Source organism: Geothermobacter hydrogeniphilus, from assembly GCF_002898515.1.
Taxonomy (GTDB): Bacteria; Desulfobacterota; Desulfuromonadia; order Desulfuromonadales; family Geothermobacteraceae; genus Geothermobacter_A.
Genome location: NZ_PPFX01000006.1, coordinates 24,269 through 44,613 on the forward strand (window position 1 = coordinate 24,269; position 20,345 = coordinate 44,613).

General features: G+C 61.8%; 22 protein-coding genes. 7 read left to right on the forward strand and 15 right to left on the reverse strand.

Translation table 11 applies throughout. The features are described from left to right. Positions 1 to 142 precede the first annotated feature (142 nt). The 6 genes from C2E25_RS04050 to mobAB all read right to left on the reverse strand — a co-directional run bounded on the left by C2E25_RS04050 (position 143) and on the right by mobAB (position 5,014). Positions 143 to 577, reverse strand: coding sequence for an MOSC domain-containing protein (locus tag C2E25_RS04050; RefSeq protein ID WP_103114512.1), 435 nt, complete (start codon positions 575 to 577; stop codon positions 143 to 145). Between the two features lie 6 nt (positions 578 to 583). After that, positions 584 to 1,711 (reverse strand): ABC transporter ATP-binding protein, encoded by a 1,128-nt coding sequence (locus tag C2E25_RS04055; protein ID WP_103114513.1) that lies wholly within the window; start codon positions 1,709 to 1,711, stop codon positions 584 to 586. Continuing rightward, positions 1,708 to 2,496 (reverse strand): molybdate ABC transporter permease subunit, encoded by a 789-nt coding sequence (locus tag C2E25_RS04060; RefSeq protein WP_103114514.1) that lies wholly within the window; start codon positions 2,494 to 2,496, stop codon positions 1,708 to 1,710. The genes C2E25_RS04055 and C2E25_RS04060 overlap by 4 nt, the downstream gene beginning before the upstream one ends. Next, positions 2,496 to 3,332, reverse strand: coding sequence for a molybdate ABC transporter substrate-binding protein (gene modA / locus C2E25_RS04065; protein WP_103114515.1), 837 nt, complete (start codon positions 3,330 to 3,332; stop codon positions 2,496 to 2,498). The genes C2E25_RS04060 and modA overlap by 1 nt, the downstream gene beginning before the upstream one ends. Next, positions 3,322 to 3,669, reverse strand: a complete 348-nt coding sequence (locus tag C2E25_RS04070) for a winged helix-turn-helix domain-containing protein (protein WP_103114516.1) — start codon at positions 3,667 to 3,669, stop codon at positions 3,322 to 3,324. The genes modA and C2E25_RS04070 overlap by 11 nt, the downstream gene beginning before the upstream one ends. 220 nt (positions 3,670 to 3,889) lie before the next feature. Then, positions 3,890 to 5,014 carry a bifunctional molybdenum cofactor guanylyltransferase MobA/molybdopterin-guanine dinucleotide biosynthesis adaptor protein MobB gene (gene mobAB, locus C2E25_RS04075; protein WP_103114517.1) on the reverse strand — a complete coding sequence of 375 codons (1,125 nt, stop codon included), beginning with the start codon at positions 5,012 to 5,014 and terminating at the stop codon, positions 3,890 to 3,892. Between the two features lie 104 nt (positions 5,015 to 5,118). Here mobAB and C2E25_RS04080 point away from each other — a divergent pair, with 104 nt between their 5' ends. From C2E25_RS04080 to C2E25_RS04110, 7 genes are all read left to right on the forward strand, one after another. Beyond that, positions 5,119 to 5,460, forward strand: coding sequence for an ArsR/SmtB family transcription factor (locus C2E25_RS04080; protein ID WP_103114518.1), 342 nt, complete (start codon positions 5,119 to 5,121; stop codon positions 5,458 to 5,460). A gap of 386 nt (positions 5,461 to 5,846) precedes the next feature. After that, positions 5,847 to 6,269 (forward strand): arsenate reductase ArsC, encoded by a 423-nt coding sequence (locus C2E25_RS04085; RefSeq protein ID WP_085010765.1) that lies wholly within the window; start codon positions 5,847 to 5,849, stop codon positions 6,267 to 6,269. A gap of 115 nt (positions 6,270 to 6,384) precedes the next feature. After that, positions 6,385 to 7,452, forward strand: coding sequence for an ACR3 family arsenite efflux transporter (gene arsB, locus C2E25_RS04090; RefSeq protein WP_103114519.1), 1,068 nt, complete (start codon positions 6,385 to 6,387; stop codon positions 7,450 to 7,452). An 82-nt stretch (positions 7,453 to 7,534) separates the two neighbouring features. Beyond that, positions 7,535 to 7,966 carry a phosphate-starvation-inducible PsiE family protein gene (locus C2E25_RS04095; RefSeq protein ID WP_158247120.1) on the forward strand — a complete coding sequence of 144 codons (432 nt, stop codon included), beginning with the start codon at positions 7,535 to 7,537 and terminating at the stop codon, positions 7,964 to 7,966. A gap of 48 nt (positions 7,967 to 8,014) precedes the next feature. Continuing rightward, complete coding sequence (locus C2E25_RS04100) at positions 8,015 to 8,461, forward strand: aquaporin (RefSeq protein WP_269845097.1); 447 nt, start codon at positions 8,015 to 8,017, stop codon at positions 8,459 to 8,461. Positions 8,462 to 8,476: 15 nt separating this feature from the next. Beyond that, a complete protein-coding gene (locus tag C2E25_RS04105; protein WP_103114522.1) occupies positions 8,477 to 9,523 on the forward strand; it encodes a methyltransferase domain-containing protein in 1,047 nt (348 codons plus the stop codon). Between the two features lie 137 nt (positions 9,524 to 9,660). Beyond that, complete coding sequence (locus tag C2E25_RS04110; RefSeq protein ID WP_103114523.1) at positions 9,661 to 9,966, forward strand: c-type cytochrome; 306 nt, start codon at positions 9,661 to 9,663, stop codon at positions 9,964 to 9,966. A 135-nt stretch (positions 9,967 to 10,101) separates the two neighbouring features. On the opposite strand, the gene C2E25_RS04115 is transcribed toward C2E25_RS04110, so the two are convergent. The 9 genes from C2E25_RS04115 to C2E25_RS04155 form a co-directional block, all read right to left on the reverse strand. Next, positions 10,102 to 11,790: an FAD-dependent oxidoreductase gene (locus tag C2E25_RS04115; RefSeq protein ID WP_103114524.1), complete on the reverse strand. Its 1,689-nt coding sequence runs from the start codon at positions 11,788 to 11,790 to the stop codon at positions 10,102 to 10,104. 22 nt (positions 11,791 to 11,812) lie between these two features. Further along, positions 11,813 to 12,658, reverse strand: a complete 846-nt coding sequence (locus C2E25_RS04120; protein ID WP_103114525.1) for a DUF4405 domain-containing protein — start codon at positions 12,656 to 12,658, stop codon at positions 11,813 to 11,815. 209 nt (positions 12,659 to 12,867) lie between these two features. After that, entirely contained in the window at positions 12,868 to 13,206 is a 339-nt protein-coding gene (locus tag C2E25_RS04125) for a DUF134 domain-containing protein (protein WP_103114526.1), read from the reverse strand. A gap of 124 nt (positions 13,207 to 13,330) precedes the next feature. After that, positions 13,331 to 13,717, reverse strand: a complete 387-nt coding sequence (locus tag C2E25_RS04130) for a NifB/NifX family molybdenum-iron cluster-binding protein (RefSeq protein ID WP_103114527.1) — start codon at positions 13,715 to 13,717, stop codon at positions 13,331 to 13,333. 221 nt (positions 13,718 to 13,938) lie between these two features. Beyond that, positions 13,939 to 14,508, reverse strand: a complete 570-nt coding sequence (locus C2E25_RS04135; RefSeq protein ID WP_103114528.1) for a Tll0287-like domain-containing protein — start codon at positions 14,506 to 14,508, stop codon at positions 13,939 to 13,941. Between the two features lie 66 nt (positions 14,509 to 14,574). Further along, entirely contained in the window at positions 14,575 to 17,646 is a 3,072-nt protein-coding gene (locus C2E25_RS04140; protein WP_103114529.1) for an efflux RND transporter permease subunit, read from the reverse strand. An 11-nt stretch (positions 17,647 to 17,657) separates the two neighbouring features. Then, positions 17,658 to 18,803: an efflux RND transporter periplasmic adaptor subunit gene (locus C2E25_RS04145; protein ID WP_103114530.1), complete on the reverse strand. Its 1,146-nt coding sequence runs from the start codon at positions 18,801 to 18,803 to the stop codon at positions 17,658 to 17,660. Further along, on the reverse strand, positions 18,800 to 20,092 hold the full coding sequence (locus tag C2E25_RS04150; RefSeq protein ID WP_103114531.1) for a TolC family protein: 1,293 nt from the start codon (positions 20,090 to 20,092) through the stop codon (positions 18,800 to 18,802). The genes C2E25_RS04145 and C2E25_RS04150 overlap by 4 nt, the downstream gene beginning before the upstream one ends. A 4-nt stretch (positions 20,093 to 20,096) precedes the next feature. Next, positions 20,097 to 20,330, reverse strand: coding sequence for a thioredoxin family protein (locus C2E25_RS04155; RefSeq protein ID WP_103114532.1), 234 nt, complete (start codon positions 20,328 to 20,330; stop codon positions 20,097 to 20,099). Positions 20,331 to 20,345 lie beyond the last annotated feature (15 nt).

Here is a 20,345-nt window from a genome sequence, read left to right on the forward strand (position 1 = left end):
ACTCATTTAACGGAGAGGCGGAGAGGAGCAGAGACGGAGAAAAAATCTTTTGGGTTTAAAACCAAAAACTGCTTTTGGTTTTCTCTGCGACTCTCCGTGAAAAAAGGTTTTCTTGGCGCTCCTGGCGTCTTGGCGGCAGATTTTAACGTTCGATTCGGGTAATCTCATCTCCCGGTTTCACCACCCCACCTTCGATCACCTTGGCGAAGATGCCTTCCTTCGGCATCACGCAGTCACCGGCCTGGTAGTAGATGGCGCAGCGGTTGTGGCACTCCTTGCCGATCTGGGTCACTTCGAGCAGGGTCGCGCCGATCTGCAGGCGAGTGCCGACCGGCAGACTGACCAGGTCGATGCCTTCGGTGGTGAGGTTCTCGGCGAAATCTCCCTTGTCGACATCGAGCCCCAGGGCCTGCATCTTGGCGATGCTCTCCTGGGCCAGCAGGCTCACCTGACGGTGCCAGTCCCCGGCATGGGCGTCGCCGACAATGCCGTGGTCGGGACGCAGCTCGACCTGGTCGACAGGGGTCTTGCGTTCTCCCTTGTTGCTGCTGATGCAGGTTGCAACCAGTGTGGCCATTGTCTTTCATCCTTCCATGTATGAGTGTTGTCCCCGTGGTTCTCCGTCGTCGGGCGGCAGGACCCAGAGGCTGCGCGCCCTGAGGCTGATTCTGACTTTGTCGCCGGTGCCCAGTCCCAGGTCGCGAAAAGCACAGTTGGGGAGATTGAGTTCGATGGTTGCCGGAGACTCTCTGATTTTAACAACCAGGGTATGATAGCCGCCAAATCCGAAGATGTCGACAATCACCGCCGCGAACAGGTTGTCCCGCAGGTCATCCCCGACCGGGCGGTCGGGGCGGATCAGGGTGACCTCTTCGTTGCGGATGCCGACCGCCACCCGGGTGCCGACCGGCAGATCCCGTCCCGATGCGCAGACCAGGTCCAGCTCTCCCCGCAATCGCATCCGGCCATCTGGAAGCCGTTCGGCGACGGTCAGGGAAAAGATGTTCTGATGGCGCAGGAAGCGAGCGACACTCAGATTGGCGGGTCCGTAGTAGATTTCGTCGCTGCTGCCGAGCTGCTGCAGTCTGCCGTCGATCAGCACGGCGATCTGCCCCCCGAGCATGAAGGCTTCCTCCTGGTCGTGGGTGACATGCAGGATGGTGACCCCGAGTTCACGATTGATCTGCCGCAGTTTGATCTGCAGCTGGCGGGTGATGCCGGCGTCGAGGGCCGAATGGGGTTCGTCGAGAAACAGCAGCTGCGGATTCGGCAGCAGCGCCCGGGCCAGGGCTACGCGCTGTTTTTCGCCGCCGGACAGGGTGGAGATGTCCCGGCGCGTGAGGGGGCCTTCAAGGTCGAGCATGGCGACCAGTTCCGCCAGCCGGTCCCGGCTGGCGGCCGGATCGAGGCGGCGCACCCGGCTGCCGAAGAGGATGTTGTCTTGCACCGAAAGGTGGGGAAAGAGGGCCAGGTCCTGAGGCAGGTAGGCGATATTACGCCGCTCCGGCGGTTGCGCCGCCATTTCTTCGCCATTAAGAAGCACCCTCCCGGCAGCGGGTTTCAACAATCCCATCAGGGCTTCGAGAAGGATGGTCTTGCCGGCGCCGGACGGGCCCAGCAGGGTGAGGTAACTGCCGGCCGGGATGCTGAGATCAACCGGTCCCAGGCGGAAATCACCGCACGCGATTCGCAGTTGTTCGGCGCGGATCATGGCCGTCGCCCTCCGACCAGCCGAACCAGGAAGAGGACGGCGAAGCTGATCAGGATCAGGATCAGGATCAGGACCACCGCGCGCGACAGATCGGCTGCCGACATGGCCAGGTAGATGCTGCTCGGCAGGGTGGCGGTCTGCCCCCTGGCGGTGCCGGCGACCATCACCGTGGCGCCGAATTCGCCTATGGCCCGGGCCCAGCAGAGAATGAAGCTGGCGATGATGCCGCGTCGTGCCAACGGCAGGGTGACGCGCAGGAAGCTGCCGCCGGCGCTGCAGCCGAGCAGCCGCGCGACCTGTTCATAACGGGGTGAAATCTCTTCAAAGCTTGCCTTGAGCATCCGCACCGCCATGGCCACCACGACGGTGAACTGGGCCGCGATCACCCCGGCGACGGTGAATGGCAGGGTCAGCCCCAGGCTGTGCAGGAAACGACCGGGCGGGGTGTTCAGCGCCATCAGGATCAGGGTGCCGAGAGCGACCGGAGTCAGCACCACCGGCAGGTCAAGCAGGGTGTCGAGCAGGCGCTTGCCCGGAAAGTTCAGCCGGGCCAGGGCGTAGCCGGCCGGAACGGCAAACGCCAGGGCCGCCAGGGTGGCGATGGTGGCGCTGACCAGGCTGAGGCGGATGGCATCCAGCAGGGTTGACGAACTTAGTTCGGCGCGCAGGGTCGACCCGTTCAGGTAGGGCGCCTGTCCTCCCAGCAGCAGCAGGAAATAACCGGCCAGCAGGCCCAGCGGCAGAACCAGGGCCAGCCGGAAGGCTCTGTTGTGATGGGGGGTCATTATTGCCAGTCTCCGGGCAACGGGTACTCGCCGCCCAGTGTTGCCTGTGGCGCCAGGCGGCGGATGTCGGTTTCATCGGTGATATATCCCCAGCGCGCAAAGACCGCGGCGCCTTCAGGGCCGGTCAGGAACCGCAGGAAATCCCCGGCGGCCCGTTTGCGGGAACTGGTACGGATCACCGCCGCCGGGATGTAGGCGATGCGCGGGATCTGCTCCGGTCGCAGCAGGATGACCTCGCTTGCTGCCGGGTTCCAGCTGCCGAATTCCCGCCAGCCGAGGACGGCATCAACCTGTCCCAAGGGGATCATGGCGGCGGCCTTGGCGCAGCTTTCCACCATGCCGACCAGGTTGGGGCGGACTTTTTCAAGCTGGTGATTGAAGGCCAGCAGCTCAACCCCGTAGAGTCCGACGCAGACCCCTTCCGGATCGGCCATGCCGACCCGCAGGCCGGGCCGCGCCAGGTCGTTCAGGCCGCTGATCTTCGCCGGGTTTCCCTTGGGGACGATGATCGCCGGCAGCAGGTAGGCGAGAATTTTCGCGCCCGGGTCGAGCAGCTGAAAGCGCTGTGCCTTGCTGAGGAAATCGGGTGAACCGGGGATGTAGAGGTCACCCGCCCCGGTCAGGCGGATCTGGTTGAGCATGGTTCCCGAACCGCCGAAATGGAGAATGACCCGGTTGCCGGTCTGCTGCCGGTAGGCCGCGGCCAGTTCTTCCAGCGGGGGTTGGGAGGCGGAGCCGGCAAACACGGTGATTTCGTCCGCCGGGGCAATCACCGGGATCAACAGCAGGGCAAGGCACCCCAGGATCCCGAGGGCCCGGGAGCAGCTAAAGATCATCCTGTGCCTCCTCGCGGAATTTCTCGTCGACCATCGCCTCCAGTCCCTGTTTGAGCCGGGCATAGCGCGCCAGCAGGGCAACCGTCTGCTCGGTGAGGGACGTTGATCCCCCCCCCTTGCCGCCCTTGACCCGCCTCACCAGGGGAAAGGGGGCATGCTCCTCCATCTGTCGCAACTGTGACCAGACCTTGCGATAGGGGATGCCGAGTTCGGCGGCGGCCGCGTTGAGCGATCCGGTTCGCTGGATGGCCTGCAGCAGCCGCTCCCGGCCGTCGCCCAGCAGGGGCTCGCCATCGACTTCCAGCCAGACTTTGCTGCGCACGCGGATGGTTTTCATTGAAATCAAGCCTTTCGCCACCAAGACGCCAGGAGCGCTAAGAAGGCCAAGATCACATTTAACGGAGAGGTGGAGAGGAGCAGAGACAGAAAGAAAATCTTTTGGGTTTAAAACCAATAACCGTTTTTGATTTTCCCTGCGTCCTCTCCCTCTCTGCGACTCTCCGTTAAAAAAGGTTTTCTTGGCGTCCCTGGCGTCTTGGCGGCCCCAAATCTGAGATTTACCGCAAAAAACGCTCCTCGATGAAATCGACGATTGCCGGCGCGTCATTCAGGTCGAAACAGGGCACGTCCAGCTCAAGCCGGACATCGCTGGCGACCGCGATCAGGGTTGGATCGTGCTCCTTCCCCCGGCACAGCAGCTGTTCGCTGCGCGCCCGGCGGTGGACTTCGATCTTCGGCATGCTGCTGCGTTTGAATCCTTCGGTGAGGATGATGTCGACATCGCCGCAGTAGGTGGCGATGGTCTCGTCGAGGGAGGGTTCCTTGTCGGCGGGATTCTGTTTCACCATGGCGATCTGCTGTGGTGATGTGATCAGCATGGTGTCAGCTCCGGCCCGGGTCAGGCGCCAGGAGTCCTTGCCCTCGTGATCGATACTGAAGCTGTGGGCGTCGTGCTTGATGGCGGCCACCCGATGACCGCGCTGTTTCAGTTCGGCAATCAGTTTCTCCAGCAAGGTGGTCTTGCCGGTACCGCTTTTGGCGACCACGGAGACGACCGGTGGGGTCATGGCTGTTTCTCCTTCCTGAAGGTCCTTGAACCGGGCCAGTTGCTCGGGAGTGTTGAGATTGACCAGCGAACGCTGCCAGCCCGGCGGCAGCTCCGGCGGATCGAGATAGCGGATGTTGATCCGCTGGTAGAAATCGTAGATACGGTACTGGTCCTGGCGCAGCATCTCTTCCATCTGCCCGAGGCAGTTCCGGTGATAGAGAGCGAACACCGGCTCGTAGCCTTCGGGGGTGCGCGGGACGACGGCATCCCGTCCTTGCCGCAGTGCCAGCATCCGTTCGACAATAGCCGGGTCGGGGCGGGGCATGTCGCAGGGCGCGACCAGGATCCAGTCAGTTTCCGCCGCCCGCAGCCCGGTATACAGCCCCCCCAGGGCGCTGCCGGGGTAGAGGTCGGGGACCGAGGGCAGATCGGGGCCCTCCAGGTCGGGACGGTCGCCGGCGATCAGCACCCGGACGCAGAAATGGCGCAGCAGGTCGAGGGCGCGCCGGTAGAGGGGTTGTCCGTCGATTTGCAGCCGCGCCTTGTCGCGCCCCATGCGCAGACTTCTGCCGCCGGCCAGTAAGACCCCGGTGAGATCGGAGCTGTCGGTTTTTCCGTTGTGCGCATTCTGCATAACGGAGCAAATTGTAAGAGATGTTTCATCAGGGTGCAAGGAAAAACTGGAAACGCAAGAAAATGTCTTGCAAGTAATTCGGATATCTGGATATCATTATTTCCATGAAAAAACTCACTGACGAAATCAAGGCTCTCGGCGACGAAACCCGGCTGCGGATTCTCAACCTGCTGCGGGATGCCGAACTCTGTGTCTGCGACCTGTTCGCCGTCCTCAACCTGCCGCAGTCGACCGTCTCGCGCCATCTCGCCATCCTCCGTCGTGGCGGTTGGGTGGTCGACCAGCGGCGGGGCAGCTGGATGTACTATCGGCTGGCCGATGACGCTGCGGCGACGGCGATCCTCGCCCCCCTGCTGGAACGCATGGCAACCTGTGAGCGCGGCACTGATGACCTGGCGGCCCTGTGGGAGTATTTGCGGAAGAAAAGCGAAGCAGAATGTTTATGACGCCGCCCGTTCGCGTTGCTCACTCAAGACGCCAAGGGCGCCAAGAAGGTCAAAAACTCATTTAACGGAGAGGTGGGGAGGGGCAGAGCCGGAGAGAGAATCATTTTAGGTTTAAAACCAAAACTGTTTTTGGTTTTCTCTGCGTCCTCTCCCTCTATGTGGCTCTCCGTTAAAAAAGATGGCGTCGCAAAAACTCGCCAGCAACGGCGTCGCTACGCTTGTCTCGCGGCTTCGACGTACGTAAGTACGCCTCATTGCTCGACAAACGCGCGCCTTGTTGCTGACGCTTTTTGCTTAGCCAGCACTCTTGATGCTTTTTTGTAAAAGCATCAAAAAAGGTTTTCTTGGCGTCTTGGCGGCCCAAGATTTTTGAAAGGTTTTCCCCGATGGCAAAAACACGCGTCCTCTTTCTCTGCACCGGCAATTCCTGCCGCAGCCAGATGGCCGACGGCCTCATCAACCACGACTTCGCCGGCCGGATCGAAGCCTTCTCCGCCGGCACCGAGCCGCACGGCCTCAACCCGAAAGCGGTACGGGTGATGGCCGAGGTCGGCATCGACATCTCCGGCAACAGCTCCGATCACCTCAGCCGCTTCCAGGGTGAGCCTTTCGATTACGTCATTACCCTCTGCGGCGACGCCGACGAGAAGTGTCCGCTCTTTTTCGGCAGTACCAAACGGATCCACATCGGCTTCGACGATCCGCCGAAGGCGACCGGCAGCGAGGAGGAGGTACTGAATGTCTACCGGCGGGTGCGCGATGAGATTCGTCAGCGGCTGGGGGAATTTTTTACAAGCAAAATCGGCTAAGGGCTAAGGGCTAAGGGCTAAGGGCGAAAGGCGAAGGGTTTTGACCACGGATTTTCCCCTTAGCCTTTGGCCCTTTGCCTTTAGCCGTCTTTCATCTTTGAAAGGTTTTTTCACCATGCAACACGGACTCACCAAAAAACTCTCCTTTCTTGACCGCTACCTGACCCTGTGGATCTTCCTCGCCATGTTCGTCGGTGTCGGGACCGGCTGGCTGTTTCCCGGCGTCAAGGACCTGGTCAATGCCTTTTCCGTCGGCACCACCAACATCCCTATCGCCATCGGTCTGATCCTGATGATGTACCCGCCGCTGGCCAAGGTGCGCTACGAGGAGCTGGGCGAGGTGTTTGCCAACAAGCGGATTCTCGGCATCTCGCTGATCCAGAACTGGGTGATCGGTCCGATCCTGATGTTCATCCTCGCCATCGTCTTCCTGCACAACTATCCGGAGTACATGGTCGGGTTGATCATGATCGGCCTGGCGCGCTGCATTGCCATGGTCATCGTCTGGAACGAACTGGCGAAGGGCAACACCGAGTACTGTGCCGGCCTGGTGGCCTTCAACTCGGTTTTTCAGGTTCTCTTCTACTCGGTCTATGCCTGGTTCTTCGTGACCGTCCTGCCGCCGTTGTTCGGGCTGCAGGGCGCGGTGGTCGAAATTTCCATCGGCCAGATCGCCGAGAGTGTCGCCATCTATCTCGGCATCCCCTTCGTTGCCGGGATGCTGACCCGGCTGGTGCTGGTCAAGTCGAAGGGGCGTGACTGGTACGAGCGGACGTTCATACCGAAAATCAGTCCCATCACCCTGGTGGCGCTGCTGTTCACCATCCTGGTGATGTTCAGCCTGAAAGGGGAGCTGATCGTCTCCATCCCCCTCGACGTGGTGCGGATCGCCATCCCGCTGCTGATCTACTTCGTGGTGATGTTCCTGGTCAGTTTCTGGATGGGCATCAAAAGCGGCGCGGATTACAGCAGGACCGCGACCGTCGCCTTTACCGCCTCCGGCAACAACTTCGAGCTGGCGATCGCCGTGGCGGTGGCGGTCTTCGGACTCGACTCAGGGGTTGCCTTCACCGCGGTCATCGGTCCGCTGGTCGAGGTGCCGGCGCTGATCGGGCTGGTGAACGTGGCGTTCCGGCTGCGGAAGAAGTACTATGGCTCCCTGGAAAGGACCCGTCCCGCCTGACAGAAATAGCGTCTACGGGGTTGCATGTCACCTCGGCCTGGGGCAGACTCGAAAGATCAATCCCCAAGCAAGGAGGACCCAGATGAAACGGCTGATTTTCGGAACCCGCAGCTACCACTGGTTTGAAAAGGTGGTGGTGGCGGTCCTGACCCTGATGGTCGGAATCTCGGTGATCCTGACCCTGGTGGCGGCCGGTGTCGAGCTCTGGAAGGTTGTCGTCAGCGGCGATCACCTCCTCGATCATCAGGGCTTCCTCAAGGTCTTTGCCGCCTTCATGACCGTCCTTATCGCCCTGGAATTCAACCACACCGTTCTGCCCGACATCACCAGCAAGACCCCCCTGGTCAAGGTTCAGGCGGTCCTTCTGGTCGCCCTGCTCGCTCTGGCGCGAAAGGTGGTTCTGGTCGATTTCAAGACCGTCTCCTATGCCCTGATGATCGGTCTCGGTGTCCTGATCCTGGCCGTTGCCGGGGCCTACTGGGTTCTGCGCCGCGAGGACGGGGAATGTTCCTAAATACACAAATACAAATAGCCCAGGGGGGACCTGATTGTCAGCATCCCGCTGGTCGAGGTGCCGGCTTACCTCGGCAGCCAGGTCGGTGGGGCGTTGCTGGCCAGTCTGATGCTGCACTGGACCTTCCCCGAGAATGTCGGCCTGGGCATGACGTTGCCGAGAGTGTCGGCGGCATTGGCCTTTGTCTGGGAGGCTGTGCTGACCTTCCTGCTGATGCTGGTGATTCTGCAGGTCGCGACCGGCAGCAAGGAGCAGGGTCGCATGGCCGGGATTGCCATCGGCGGCACCGTCGCCCTGGAAGCCCTGTTTGCCGGGCCGATCACCGGTGCCTCGATGAACCCGGCCCGTTCCCTGGCCCCGGCCCTGGTCGGCGGTCACCTGCACCTGCTCTGGCTCTACCTGACGGCTCCGGTCCTGGGGGCGTTATTGGCTGTCTTTGCCTGGCGGGCCATGCGCCGGGTTGAACCTGTTTCCATGACCCATCCCAATCCCTAAGGAGAAGTCACCACCATGTACGATTCCCAGACCACCATCGACCAGGTCAAGGACTATTACGGCAAGGTCCTCTCCAGCCAGAAGGACCTCAAGACCAGCGCCTGCTGCAGCAGCGAATCGCTGCCAGCGCGGCACAGGGAGATCCTGGCACGGATCGAGGACGAGATCCTGGAGAAGTTCTACGGCTGCGGCTCACCGATTCCGCCGGCCATCGAGGGCTGCACGGTGCTTGATCTCGGCTCCGGAACCGGGCGTGATGTCTATCTGGCCAGCGCCCTGGTGGGGGAGACGGGGCGGGTGATCGGTATCGACATGACCGACGAGCAGATTGCCGTGGCGCGGCGCTACGTCGCCACCATGACCGAACGTTTCGGCTTCAGACAACCGAACGTCGATTTTCGCCAAGGCTACATCGAGGACCTCGCCGCGGCAGGGATCGAGGACAACTCGGTCGACCTGGTGATCTCCAACTGCGTGATCAATCTTTCTCCGGACAAGGAGCGGGTCTTCAGGGAAATCTTCCGCGTCCTCAAGCCGGGCGGGGAACTCTATTTTTCCGATGTCTTCGCCGGCAGAAGGGTGCCGGATGAGATCCGTCGTGACCCGGTGCTGCACGGCGAATGCCTGGCCGGGGCGCTCTACATCGAGGATTTTCGCCGTCTGCTGGTCGGGCTCGGCTGCCCCGACTACCGGCAGGTCAGCAACCGGCGCATCGAGCTGAACAACCCGGAGCTGGAAGCCAGGGCCGGCATGATCGACTTCTATTCGATCACCGTGCGCGCCTTCAAGCTGGCCTGTCTGGAGGATATCTGCGAGGACTACGGCCAGGTGGCGATCTACCGGGGAACCATCGAGGACCATCCGCATCATTTCGACCTCGACGACCACCACCGGCTGCTGACCGGCAAGCCGCTGCTGGTCTGCGGCAACACCGCGGCGATGCTGCAGCAGACCCGTTTCGCACCTCATTTCGAGATCGTCGGTGACCGCTCGGTGCATTACGGCCCCTTCGACTGCCAGCCGGCCGCAGAAGAACCCTCCGGTGGCGGGGGCTGCTGCTGAGACGGGAAAAGAGCTCCGTCCGCAATGGGCGGTTTCCCGTCTTTTGTCCCCCGGTTGCGATTGCAGGCTTCTGCAGTATCCTGTTGAACAGTTGACACCACGTCCCTGATTCAGGACATAACCAAGGAGCTGTGCCGATGAAAAAACTGATTATGTTGCTTGCCGCGATGACCCTGACGCTTCCTGTTGCCGGTTGGGCCGCACCGAACGGGGAGGCGATTTACCACAAGGCCTGCAGCGTCTGTCACAATACCGGCATCGCCGGTGCTCCCCAGCTGGGCAACAAGGCGGCCTGGAAAGAACGTATTGCCGAGGGGACAGATGCAATGACCAGGACCGCCATCAAGGGGAAGGGGGCCATGCCGGCCCGGGGCGGCCATGCCGAGTTGAGTGATGCCGAGGTCCGGGCGGCGGTTGAATACATGATGGAAAAAGGCAAGTAGCGGGCGGACTCTATCTACTGAATGAAAATCCCCGTCGGCGCCGTCAGTGGTGTCGACGGGGATTTTTTTTGATCGACGTCGATTCGGGATCGGAGGGAATGCCCCCCGGTTTCAGACCACGGTATTTCTCTCCCCCTAACCCCGCTCCAGTTCAAACGGCCAGCCGAGGATCCCGCCTTCGAGGTAGGCGACCTTCTCGAATCCGGCCGCCAGCAGGATGCGGGTTGCTTCGTAACCGCGCAGGCTGATTTTGCAGAAGGGGACGATCAGCCTGTCTTTCGGCAGCTCCGCTGTCCCGGACCGCAGTCGGCCGAGAGGCAGCAGGATGGCGCCGGGGATGCGTACTTCGGCGTATTCGTCCGGAGAACGCACGTCGAGCAGCAGGAGCTCCTCCCCGGCATCGAGCCGTTGACGCAGCTGCAGCGGGCTGAGGCTGTCGGCCAGGCCGTCGAGCTTGTTGCGCAGGGCGTTGGCCGCCTGGTGCAACGGATCCATGGCGCCGGAAAAGGGAGGCGCGTAGCCGAGGTCGAGCTGGGCAAAGCGGTTGAGACCGGCGCCGAAACTGAGGGCGGTGGCGACCACGTCGATCCGTTTGGCCACCTCTCCCGGTCCGACGATCTGCGCGCCCAACAGGCGACGGCTGGCGCGGTCGACGGTCAGACGGGTCAGGATCGGTCGGGCGGAAGGCATCGAATGAACCCGGTCCGGTGAGGGGGCGAGAATGCTGACCGGTTCGAACCCCGCTTCCCGCGCCTGCTGTTCCGAGAAGCCGGTGCGGCCGACATTGAGGCCGAAAACCTTGACCAGCAGGCTGCCGAGGATGCCGGGGAAATAGGTTGTCCGGTCGCAGAGGCTGTCGGCAACCACCCGGCCATGTTTGTTGGCGGTGGAGCCGAGGGGCAGATAGAACGGATTGCCGTTGATCAGGTGACGGCTCTCGACACAGTCGCCGGCGGCGTAAATCGCCGGGTCACTGGTCTGCAGATGTTCGTTGACCGCAATGGCGCCGCTGATTCCGATTTCCAGGCCGGATTCCCGCGCCAGTTCGACGTTCGGTTTCACCCCCAGGGAGAGAATCACCAGCTCGGCGGGATAGCTGCCGCCCGCGGTGCGGACCCGCACGGCCCGGCCGCCTTCGCCTTCGATGGCCTGCAGGGCTTCTCCGAGATGCAGGGCGACGCCGTTCAGGCGCAGGGTGCGGTGGACCTGCTCCGCCAGGTCGGCATCGAGAATACCGGACAGGACCTGCGGCTGCATCTCCAGCAACCGTACTTCCAGCTGCCGGGCGCGGAGGGCTTCAGCCATTTCCAGGCCGATCAGCCCGCCGCCGACGATCACCGCCCGGGCACCCGGTTGCAGCCGGTCGAGGATGGCGGCGGCGTCCTCAACCCTTTTCAGTGGTTGCACGCCCTCCAGCTCGACACCGGGCAGCGGCGGGATGATCGGCCGGCTGCCGGTCGCCAGCACCAGCTGGTCGTAGTGCCGTTCTTCCTCGCGTCTATCGTCCAGGTGGCGGACGCGGAGCTGCTGCCGTTCCCGGTCGATGGCGACCGCTTCACAGCCGGTCAGGACTTCGACGCCCTTGACCTTGGCGAAGAAGGTTTCATCGCGCAGGGTGCCGTTGGGTGTGCGGCGAACTTCATCCAGCTCCGCGATTTCATCGGCGATGACATAGGGCAGGGCGCAGGCGCCGTAGGAGAGATTTCGGCCGCGTTCGATGACGGTGATCCGGGCCTGCGGGTCAAGCCGGCGCAGGCGGGAAGCCGTTTTCATTCCGGCAGCAACGCCGCCGACGATCAGGATGGTTCGAGGTTCTGTGGACATGATGTAAAGAACTCCTTCGGTGTTAAATGATCTTCTCGCCGTTCAGCAGAGTCTGCAGGATCTCAATCGGTGATACGCCGTAACGGTCAGCGGCGTCCTTGATTGTCTCGTTCCTTTTGAGCGTCCAGTTCCGCTCGGCAAGCTTTGCGGCGGCACGTTCAGGGCCGATGGAAAATTGTCGGCAGATTTCGGCCAGCTTTTTGCGGCCGATGCCGGTTCCGTCAAAATGCTGAACGACCAGTTCCGCGGTGTAACGGTTTCCAGTCGCAGGTGCGACCGCCGGCCGGAGCAGAGCATAGATCTCCGCCGGTGATCGCTGGTTGAGCGTGGCGATCTGCTTCAGTGTCGCTTCAGGGGTGATGCCCTGAAAACCCATTTCCACAAGACGCGACAGGGCCTCGTCCAGGTTGATTTTCTGTTTGTCGCACAACTCGGCCAGCGGCTTCAGTTCGGCATGCCCGAACGGTGGTTTCTGGGCGGGGGAGTCGATCCAGGCTTCTTTGACCCGGGCGTTGAAATCAAACAACTGCCGCAAGGGTGGCGGCTCAAGGACCGCTCCAATGCTGAAGAACAGGGTCAGGGTTACGGCTGCCAGCAGGGGCACGCGACTTCGGGACCCGCTCCGTCGCCGGTTGCTCAGGTAATTCACCAGCGTTTTCCAGTTCAGGCAGGTGTGAATGATGCCGGCGATCAGGAACAACAATCCGGTGGCGATGTGGATATTGCTCCATGCGGTCTTGTCGAGGCCGAACAGGGCCCAGTTGTTCCAGTAGGCGATCCGTCCCTGGGGCATGACAAAGGCGATGGCCCCCGAAAAGGCCATGGCCAGAAAGCTGAACGCGGTCAGCAGAGAAGTGAAGTTGCGCACCTGTGGCTCCTTTGTTCTGGGGTTGAACCAAATGCCGGGTTTCAACAGTATTCCTGAATCAGTGAGTCAATCGCCGGCGAATAGCGCAAGTCATTGACCTGCCTGCGCTTCCCAAAAATCACCGGCGAACCTATGGGTGCGCCTCAGATTTTTGGAAATCGCATTCAGTCCAAGCACTTGCACTCTTTATCCGGCATAAACCCACTGATTCAGGAGTACTGTCTGATTTCGTCGGGAGAATTACTTTCCGGCACCCGTTCTTCAGCCGTGAGCAGAATGGCCCGGCCTTCCAGCAGAGCGTCAATCAGTTTCCTGCGACCGCTGACCACCAGACGCTGGACCGTGCCGCGTGAAATCCCCATTCGTTCCCCCGCCTGCTGCTGGGTCAGCCCGAGGCTGTCACAGAGATGGATGGCTTCAGTCTCATCGGGGTAGAGAGTGGTTTTTTCCAGTTCGACCAGCGGTGTTCCGGCCGGTTTGAAGATCACTGTTCCGAAAGCCCTCAGGGCGCTGCAGCATCTCCTCGGTTTTTTCGGGCGGGGCGCCATCAGTCACCTGCAAAATCGCGCGGGAGCAGCACTTCAGTTTTCGCGACGCCAATGCTCAAAGTGTCTGCCATGGTTCGCTCCAGTGAGATAGGGCACCCCTGCGGAGTGCCCCTGAAGACATCGATCAGTGGTGACAGCCGCCGCCGTGGCCATGACCATGACCGCCACAGGTCCGGTCCGGGGTCAGCACCGGCAACTCATCCTCGGCGAGGCAGGTGATATTGTCGGCAATGGTCACCCCCTGGGCCTGGTAAACGGTCAGCCCGGCCCGGTTCAGCCCCATCAGCGCGCCGGCGCCGATGCCGCCGACGACGATGGCGTCGACATCCTGGCCGCCGAGGGCTTTCAGCGGCTGACAGGCGCCATGGGCGTGGTGCTGGTCACTGTTGTTCAGCGCCCGGATTTCGCGGCTCCGGGTGTCGACGACAATAAACTGCGGCGCCGAGCCGAAGTGCCCGTAGACTTCGCTTTCAAGACCCTGGTTTTCGACAACCGGAAAACAGATTTTCATGATGACCTCCCCGCCCCGCCAGGATTCCCGAGGGGCTCGTTTTGTGTATATGCACAAATATAGTAACGCAATATATGAATGTCAATATAGTATTCCATCATATTTTACGATGGAATGAAATAGTTCGGAAATGTGGAATATGGTCGGGAATCGATCCGCTGAGCCGAGTCCCCCACCGGATCACCAAGGGTTGGTCAGTGGGGGCCGTGACCGCAGAGGCTTCAGTCCAGCGGCTTGCTGAGGGTGAAGGCGCCGCGCAGGTCGCCGACCTTGAAGCCGATCGCCCGGTCCCGCGGATAATTGCGCCGCAGCGCCCGGCGGATCTCCGGGGCGATGTTGTCGCCATGGCAGGTCAGGCAGAGTTTGCCGGTTGGGATCGCCTTGAGAAAGCGGAACCGTCGCTGTTGCCCCTGTTGCATGATCTCGCTTTTGACCAGCTTGCCGACCGGAATCCCGGCCCGGTGCTGCCGTTCAAACTCCTCCATGCCTGCTTTTTCCCAGGTGTCGGGGCGATTGACCGGATTGCGGGCGCGCAGGCTGGTGCGGCCGATTTTCCAGCCGCTTGCGGCTTCCATCTCGGCGGCGAATTTCGGTGCCTGTTTGCCGCAGGTGTCAATCGCCCGCACCGGACCGCCCATCGCCATGGACATCTGCAGCGCGCCCTTGAGCCTGGCGACATAGGTTTTGACCAGGGTGCCGGCCTCGGCCTTGAGGGTGGTTTCGTCAGCTGCCGGCAGCAGGCCGGGGGTGAGCAGCAGGAACAGGCATATCAGAACGGGTATTTTCTTCATCTTATTCTCCACGGGTTCCGGGGCTTCGGCCAGCAGCGGCAATGACTGCCATGCCGGTCGTCGGTGTTACCGGTCGATGGTTTTCCATTCGACACTATATGCAAAAATTGGAATATATATCAACGTTAATATGGTGCCGATGATCAGCCCGCCGATGGCGACGTCGGCCAGCGGCGAGAGGCGCTCCAGGCCGACCGCCCATTCGAAAGCGATCGGGATCATCCCGGCGATGGTGCCGAAGGCGGTCATCAGCACCGGGCGGAAACGTACCCGGACGCTCTCCAGCGCGGCATCGAACGGGGCGTTGCCCGCCTGGCGGTAATGCTGGTAGAAGTCGATCAGCAGCACCGAGTTCTTGATGATGATGCCGAACAGCAGCATGATGCCGACCAGGCTCGGCATGCAGCTCGGTTTGTTGAAAATCAGCATCCCCCAGGAGGCGCCGATCATCGACAGCGGCAGCACCAGGATCATGACGATCGACATGCGCAGCGACTGGTAGATGGCGATCAGCGCCATCAGCAGCAGCACCACGCCGATGCCGATCGATTTGATCATGCGCTTGAAGGTGTCGCCCATCTGCTTCATGTCACCTTCCTGGTGCACTTCCACCCCGGGGAGATCCATGCTTTGCAGCGCCTTCTCCGTGTCTCCCGTCAGGGTCGAGATAGCGCGCCTGGCGCGGTAGCCGCTGACATCGACCGCGTAGCGCAGGTTATTGCGTTCGATCTTGTTGGCAGTCAGCCGGTAACGGATCTTCGCCAGGGATTCAAGCGGCACCGGTCCCCTGGCGGTCTGGATCGGGATCAGCCGCAGGTCCTGCAGGCGCTTGTCAAACGGCCGGTTGAAGTAGAGCCGCACGAACTGGGTCTGCATGGTGACCAGGTTGCCGCTCAAGGTGACCGGGATGCCCGCCAGCGGCAGCTGCGCGGCGATCTGCACCGGGGTGATGCCGTAGGCCAGGGCGCGATTGCTGTCGATATCGAGTTCGGCTTCGGTGAAGTCCTTGTCCCAGCTGGTGCTGATCGAGGTCAGCCCCTTGACCTGCTGCATGGCGGCAGCCACCTTGCGGCTGGCGGCGGGCAGCAGGTTGTAGTCTTCAGCCTGCAGCTGCACGTTGACCGGTGCCTTGATGCTGGAGAGCGGTGTGGCACCGAAGTCATAGACATCGACCGCCTTGACGTTCTGCAGCCCGGCCAGCTTGCGGCGGAAGCGATCCTCCAGCTGCCAGATCGTCGCCTGGCGATGGAAACGGTCGACGCAGTTGATGGTCATGGTCGTCTCGGTCGGTAGTGATCCGGAGCCAAGTGAGAGTACGCCTGGTTCGCTGCCGAAGCTGACCGAACTCATTGCGACTTCCGGCTGCTGATGCAGCCAGCCGAGGAAGGGTGCGATGCGTTTTTCCGCCGTCTCGACAGTTTCGTTGGCGCTGAACCGGACATGCGCCTTGATGATGCCGGTATCCATCGGCGGCATCAGGTCGCGGCCGATCACCGGCATGATGTTGCGTATGCTGAGGGCCAGGATGACCAGCACGCCGAGGGTCATCAGGGTGCGCCGCAGGCGCGAGCGTCCCCCGGCCGAGAATTTCAGGATCGCCAGGTAGGGTTGCACCAGCCGCCCGAAGGTCTTTTGGTAGAGGCGTTCCAGCCCGATCTCGAGGCGCAGCTTGTCGGTTCCCTTGCGGTAGAGGTAGAAGGAGATCGCCGGGATGAAGGTGATCGAGAGAAAATAGGAGACCAGCAGGGCGATGATCAGGGTCGAGATCAGCGGCCGGAAGATCTGCTGCGGGAAGTCGCCGGCAAACAGGAACGGGAACATGATGGCGATGGTCGCCACGGTGCCGGCGAAGACCGGGGCGATGACCTCTTTGGTGCCGTTGACGATGGCGGTCTGCAGATCTTCCTTGAGTTCCGCCAGGTGGCGCTCGATATTCTCCAGCACCACCACCGCGTCATCGACCAGCATCCCCAGGGCGAGGATGATGGCGGTGTAGATGATCAGGTTCAGCTCACCGCCGAACATCCAGATGATGGCGATGGTGCCAAAGAAGACCATCGGGATCGAGGCCAGCGCCGCGGTGACCGCGCGCAGGTTGCCGAGGAACAGCAGGATCACCAGCAGGGTGAAGATGATGGCGTCGCGCAGCGCCTCGAGCATGTTGGTGTTGGCGGTCTTGATCAGCGTGCGCTGGGTGTCGGCGAGCTCGAAACGGATATTGGGATAGCGGGTTTTGAGTTTTTCGGTCTCGGCCCGTGCTGCCGTGCTGGTCGCGAGGACCGAACCGCCGGGAGCGCGCTGAATGGCGATGGCGATCGCCTGCCTGCCGTTGCCGAGGTAGCCGGAGAAGCGCCGCTGGTGCTGCCAGTTGATGGTCGCGATATCGCCCAGGATGACGTTGGGCGCCACCGGCAGGTGTTGCAGGTCTTCGACCCGGTCTCGTTCCCCGTAGTAGGTGACGGTGAAGAAGGAATCGTCCCCCTTGGAAAAACCGAGCGGCAGGTCGCGGTCGAGGGCGCGGATGGTACCGGCGATCTTGTCCAGGGAGATGCCGTGAGCCCTGGCCGCAAAGGGATCGATATTGATATTGATGGCACTTTCGAAGCCGCCGAACACCTCGACATTGCCGACTTCGGGATTGCGCAGCAGGGCCGGCTTGATATCGCTGGCCACCAGCTTGCGGATGGTATCGATATCCATGTTCCGGTTGGCGGGTGACAGGGCGAAAACATCGACCGGCAGCACGAAGGAGCCGGCGGTGTAGATCGACGGATTGACCCCGGCGGGCAGTTTGCCGCGCACCCTGTTGATGGCATTGTTGATATCGACCGCCGCCGCGTCGAGGCCTTTTTTGTACTCGAACTCGGCGCTGACGATCGACATCCCGGCGATATTGGTCGAACTGACCTTGCGGATCAGCGAGAGGGTCGAAACCTCCTGCTCGACCGGTTTTGAAACCGTGGCCGCGACTACGCCGGGGGTGGCGCCGGGGACCTGGCTCATGATGATGACGGTCGGCCGGTCGCTGTCGGGAAAGAGATTTTTCGGCATCACGATCAGGCCGTAGATGCCGAGGACAAAGAGCCCGGCGATCAGGCTGTAGAGCAGGTAGGGGCGTTTATGGAAAAAGTCAAACATGGTGTCTCCCGTCAGGCGTTGCCGTGGTTGAGGATTCTGACCGGTACGCCGGATGAGGCACGCAGCAGGATGTCCGGTTTGGCCAGCAACAGGGTTTTCCCTGAGAGGTTTTCGTTGACCATGACCCCCTCACTGCCCCGGCGGGTCACCGTTACCGCCGTCTTGCCGACCTTGCCGTCGCGGTAGATCAGCACGCTGGTCTGTCCTTCGGTGGAGAGCAGTACGTCGTTGGGCAGCAGCACCCCGTTGCCGGTGTAGAGCACCAGTTTGATGTTGAGAAATTCCCCTTCAACCAGGGAGCTGCCGAGCGGCAGCTGGGCGCGGTATTCCCGCAGACCGGCAGCACCGGCCTGGTTTTTCGCTGTCAGGTCAAACTGCCGCCCGTTGTAGCGGATGGCGCTTGCCCGGATGTTGGCGGGGAGCTTGACATCGAGGTAGAGGCCGTCGGTGGCGGCGATCTTCAGCAGCGGTTTTCCCGGCAGCGCCAGGTCGCCGACCATCGCCAGACGGGCACTGAGGGTGCCGTCGATCGGCGCGATGATGCTGGTGTAGCTGAGCTGGTTGTCGATCTCCTTTTCACTCTGCAGCAGCTCGTTAATACTGGAGCGCAACATGGCGATGCCGCTCCTGGCACTCTGCAGCTGGGCTCGCAGCTGGGCGATCTCGGTTTCTTCCTTATCGTACTGTTCGACCGAGGCGCCCTTGACATCGAGCAGTTCCTTGGTGCGGGCATGGGTTTCAATGGCATTTTCCAGCGCCGTCTGCAGCGCCTTGAGGTTTTCCTGCCTGGCGGCGATATCGTAGCCCAGGCTCTGGCGTTTGAGCCGCAGGCCTTCTTTTTTCGCCTTCAATTCCCGGTCGTCAATGCGGGCCAGCAGGTCCCCCTTGTGAACCTGGTCGCCCTCCTGCTTGTAGAGGCCGGTGATCCGGCCGCTGATCTTGGTTGACAGGGTGGTGGAGATATCCGAAGAAACCACGCCCATGGCCGGCAGGGTCAGGATGATCGATTGCGGTTGCAGTGTGACCGCGTCAACCACCACCGGCAGCACGGCAGCCACCGGCGCCCTGGCGAGATCGGCCCGGCGTTTCTTCAGCAGGGCGACGGCGCTCCCGGCAACCAGCAGGATGACCAGAATGACGATAACTTTTCTTTTCATTTGACGACTCCTGTCAGTTCGTCGCCGTAGAGGACGGCTTGCCGGCTGATCACCTGCCAGCGGTCAACGTGGGTCCGGTGAAGGGCGGCCTCGGCATCGAGGACCCGGGTTTCAAAGCGGAGATATTCTTCAGTGGTCATGCGACCGTTGCGGAAGGCCACCCTGGCGATGTCGAGCAGGCGGCGGTTGTTGTCGAGGGTGGTTCGGGCCAGCAGGTTCGAGCGGGCGATCACCGGCAGCTGCGCGCGCAGGCTCGCAGCTTCGGCGGTCAGGTCGAGGCTCAGTTGGGCGAGCTGCTGCCGTTTACGGCGCAACTGGATTTCGGCCTGGTCGATGGCGGTACTCAGGCCGCGGTCGAAGATCGGCAGGGAGAGCTTGACGCCGAGATAATCATAGTCGCGGTCAATTGAGCTGCCGGTATTGTAGGCTTCTCCCCGGTTGCTGGAGACGGCGCCTTCCAGCGTGAGCACCGGGTAGTGCCGGTCCCGGGCGCCCTGCAGTTCCTTTTCCGCCGCGGCGACCTCGGCCCGCTGCTGCACCTGGCGGAGAAAATCCCCTTCGACCACCGGCCGTACCTGGGTCAGCATGACAAACTGATCCAGCTGGATGCCGGTCAGCTGCCGCAGTTGGCTCTTCAGCTCGAGGGCTCGGCGTTGCAGGTCGTTCTGCTGTTTCCGCAGATCGTTGAGCAGGGTTTCCACCTTCAGCAGCTCCGACTCCGGGGTGCGGCCGTTGGCGACCGCCAGCCGCAGGTCGTCGCGGGTCTTGCGCAGCGATTCGAGGCGGGCGCAGATGGCCTTGTCGAGGTGGCTGTTGAAAGCCAGCGCCGCGTCAAGGGTGACGACCGAAGCCTGGCGGGTGACCAGCCGCAGCTTGTGACCGGCCCGGCTCGCCTGCTGCAGCTGCCTGACCCGGTCGGCCAGGCTATAGAGTTCCTTGATGAAGAGCGGCATCTCCACCCGCAGGCCGTAGCGGGTGATCTGCTTGGAGAAGGGGACCGAGGTGCCAGTGCTCAGATCGACCTCGGTCGGGGTCATCGGCCGCAGGTTGGTCGGCGAGTTGTACATTTCATAGCTGCTGAAGGCGGTCAGTTTCGGAAACAATGCGGCGTGAGCCTGTTTGAGCCGGATATCGGTTGCCTGCACATTGAAATCGCTGGCCAGGATGTCCGGCTGCCGGGCGACGGCTTCGAGCAGGGTGCCGATGGTCGGTTCGGCGGCATGGACCGGCAGCGACCGGAGCAACAGCATGAGCAGGAGGGTCAGCAAAGTTGCCCATGAAGTGTTCATGGTGTCACCCTAATAGCTTTTCGAGCTCGGCCGGGCTCGGCACCTTGCCGGACAACACCAGTGTGCCGTTGACTGCAAGTCCCGGTGTCGCCATGAGACCAAATTTCATGATGTCGTTGATGTCGGTGACCTTTTCCATCTCATACTCAAGGCCGATCCTGTCGGCCGCCTGCCTGGTGTTCTCCGCCAGCTTCCGGCACTTGGCACAACCGGTTCCGAGGATCTGGATCTTTTTCATTTTGAATCTCCCTTT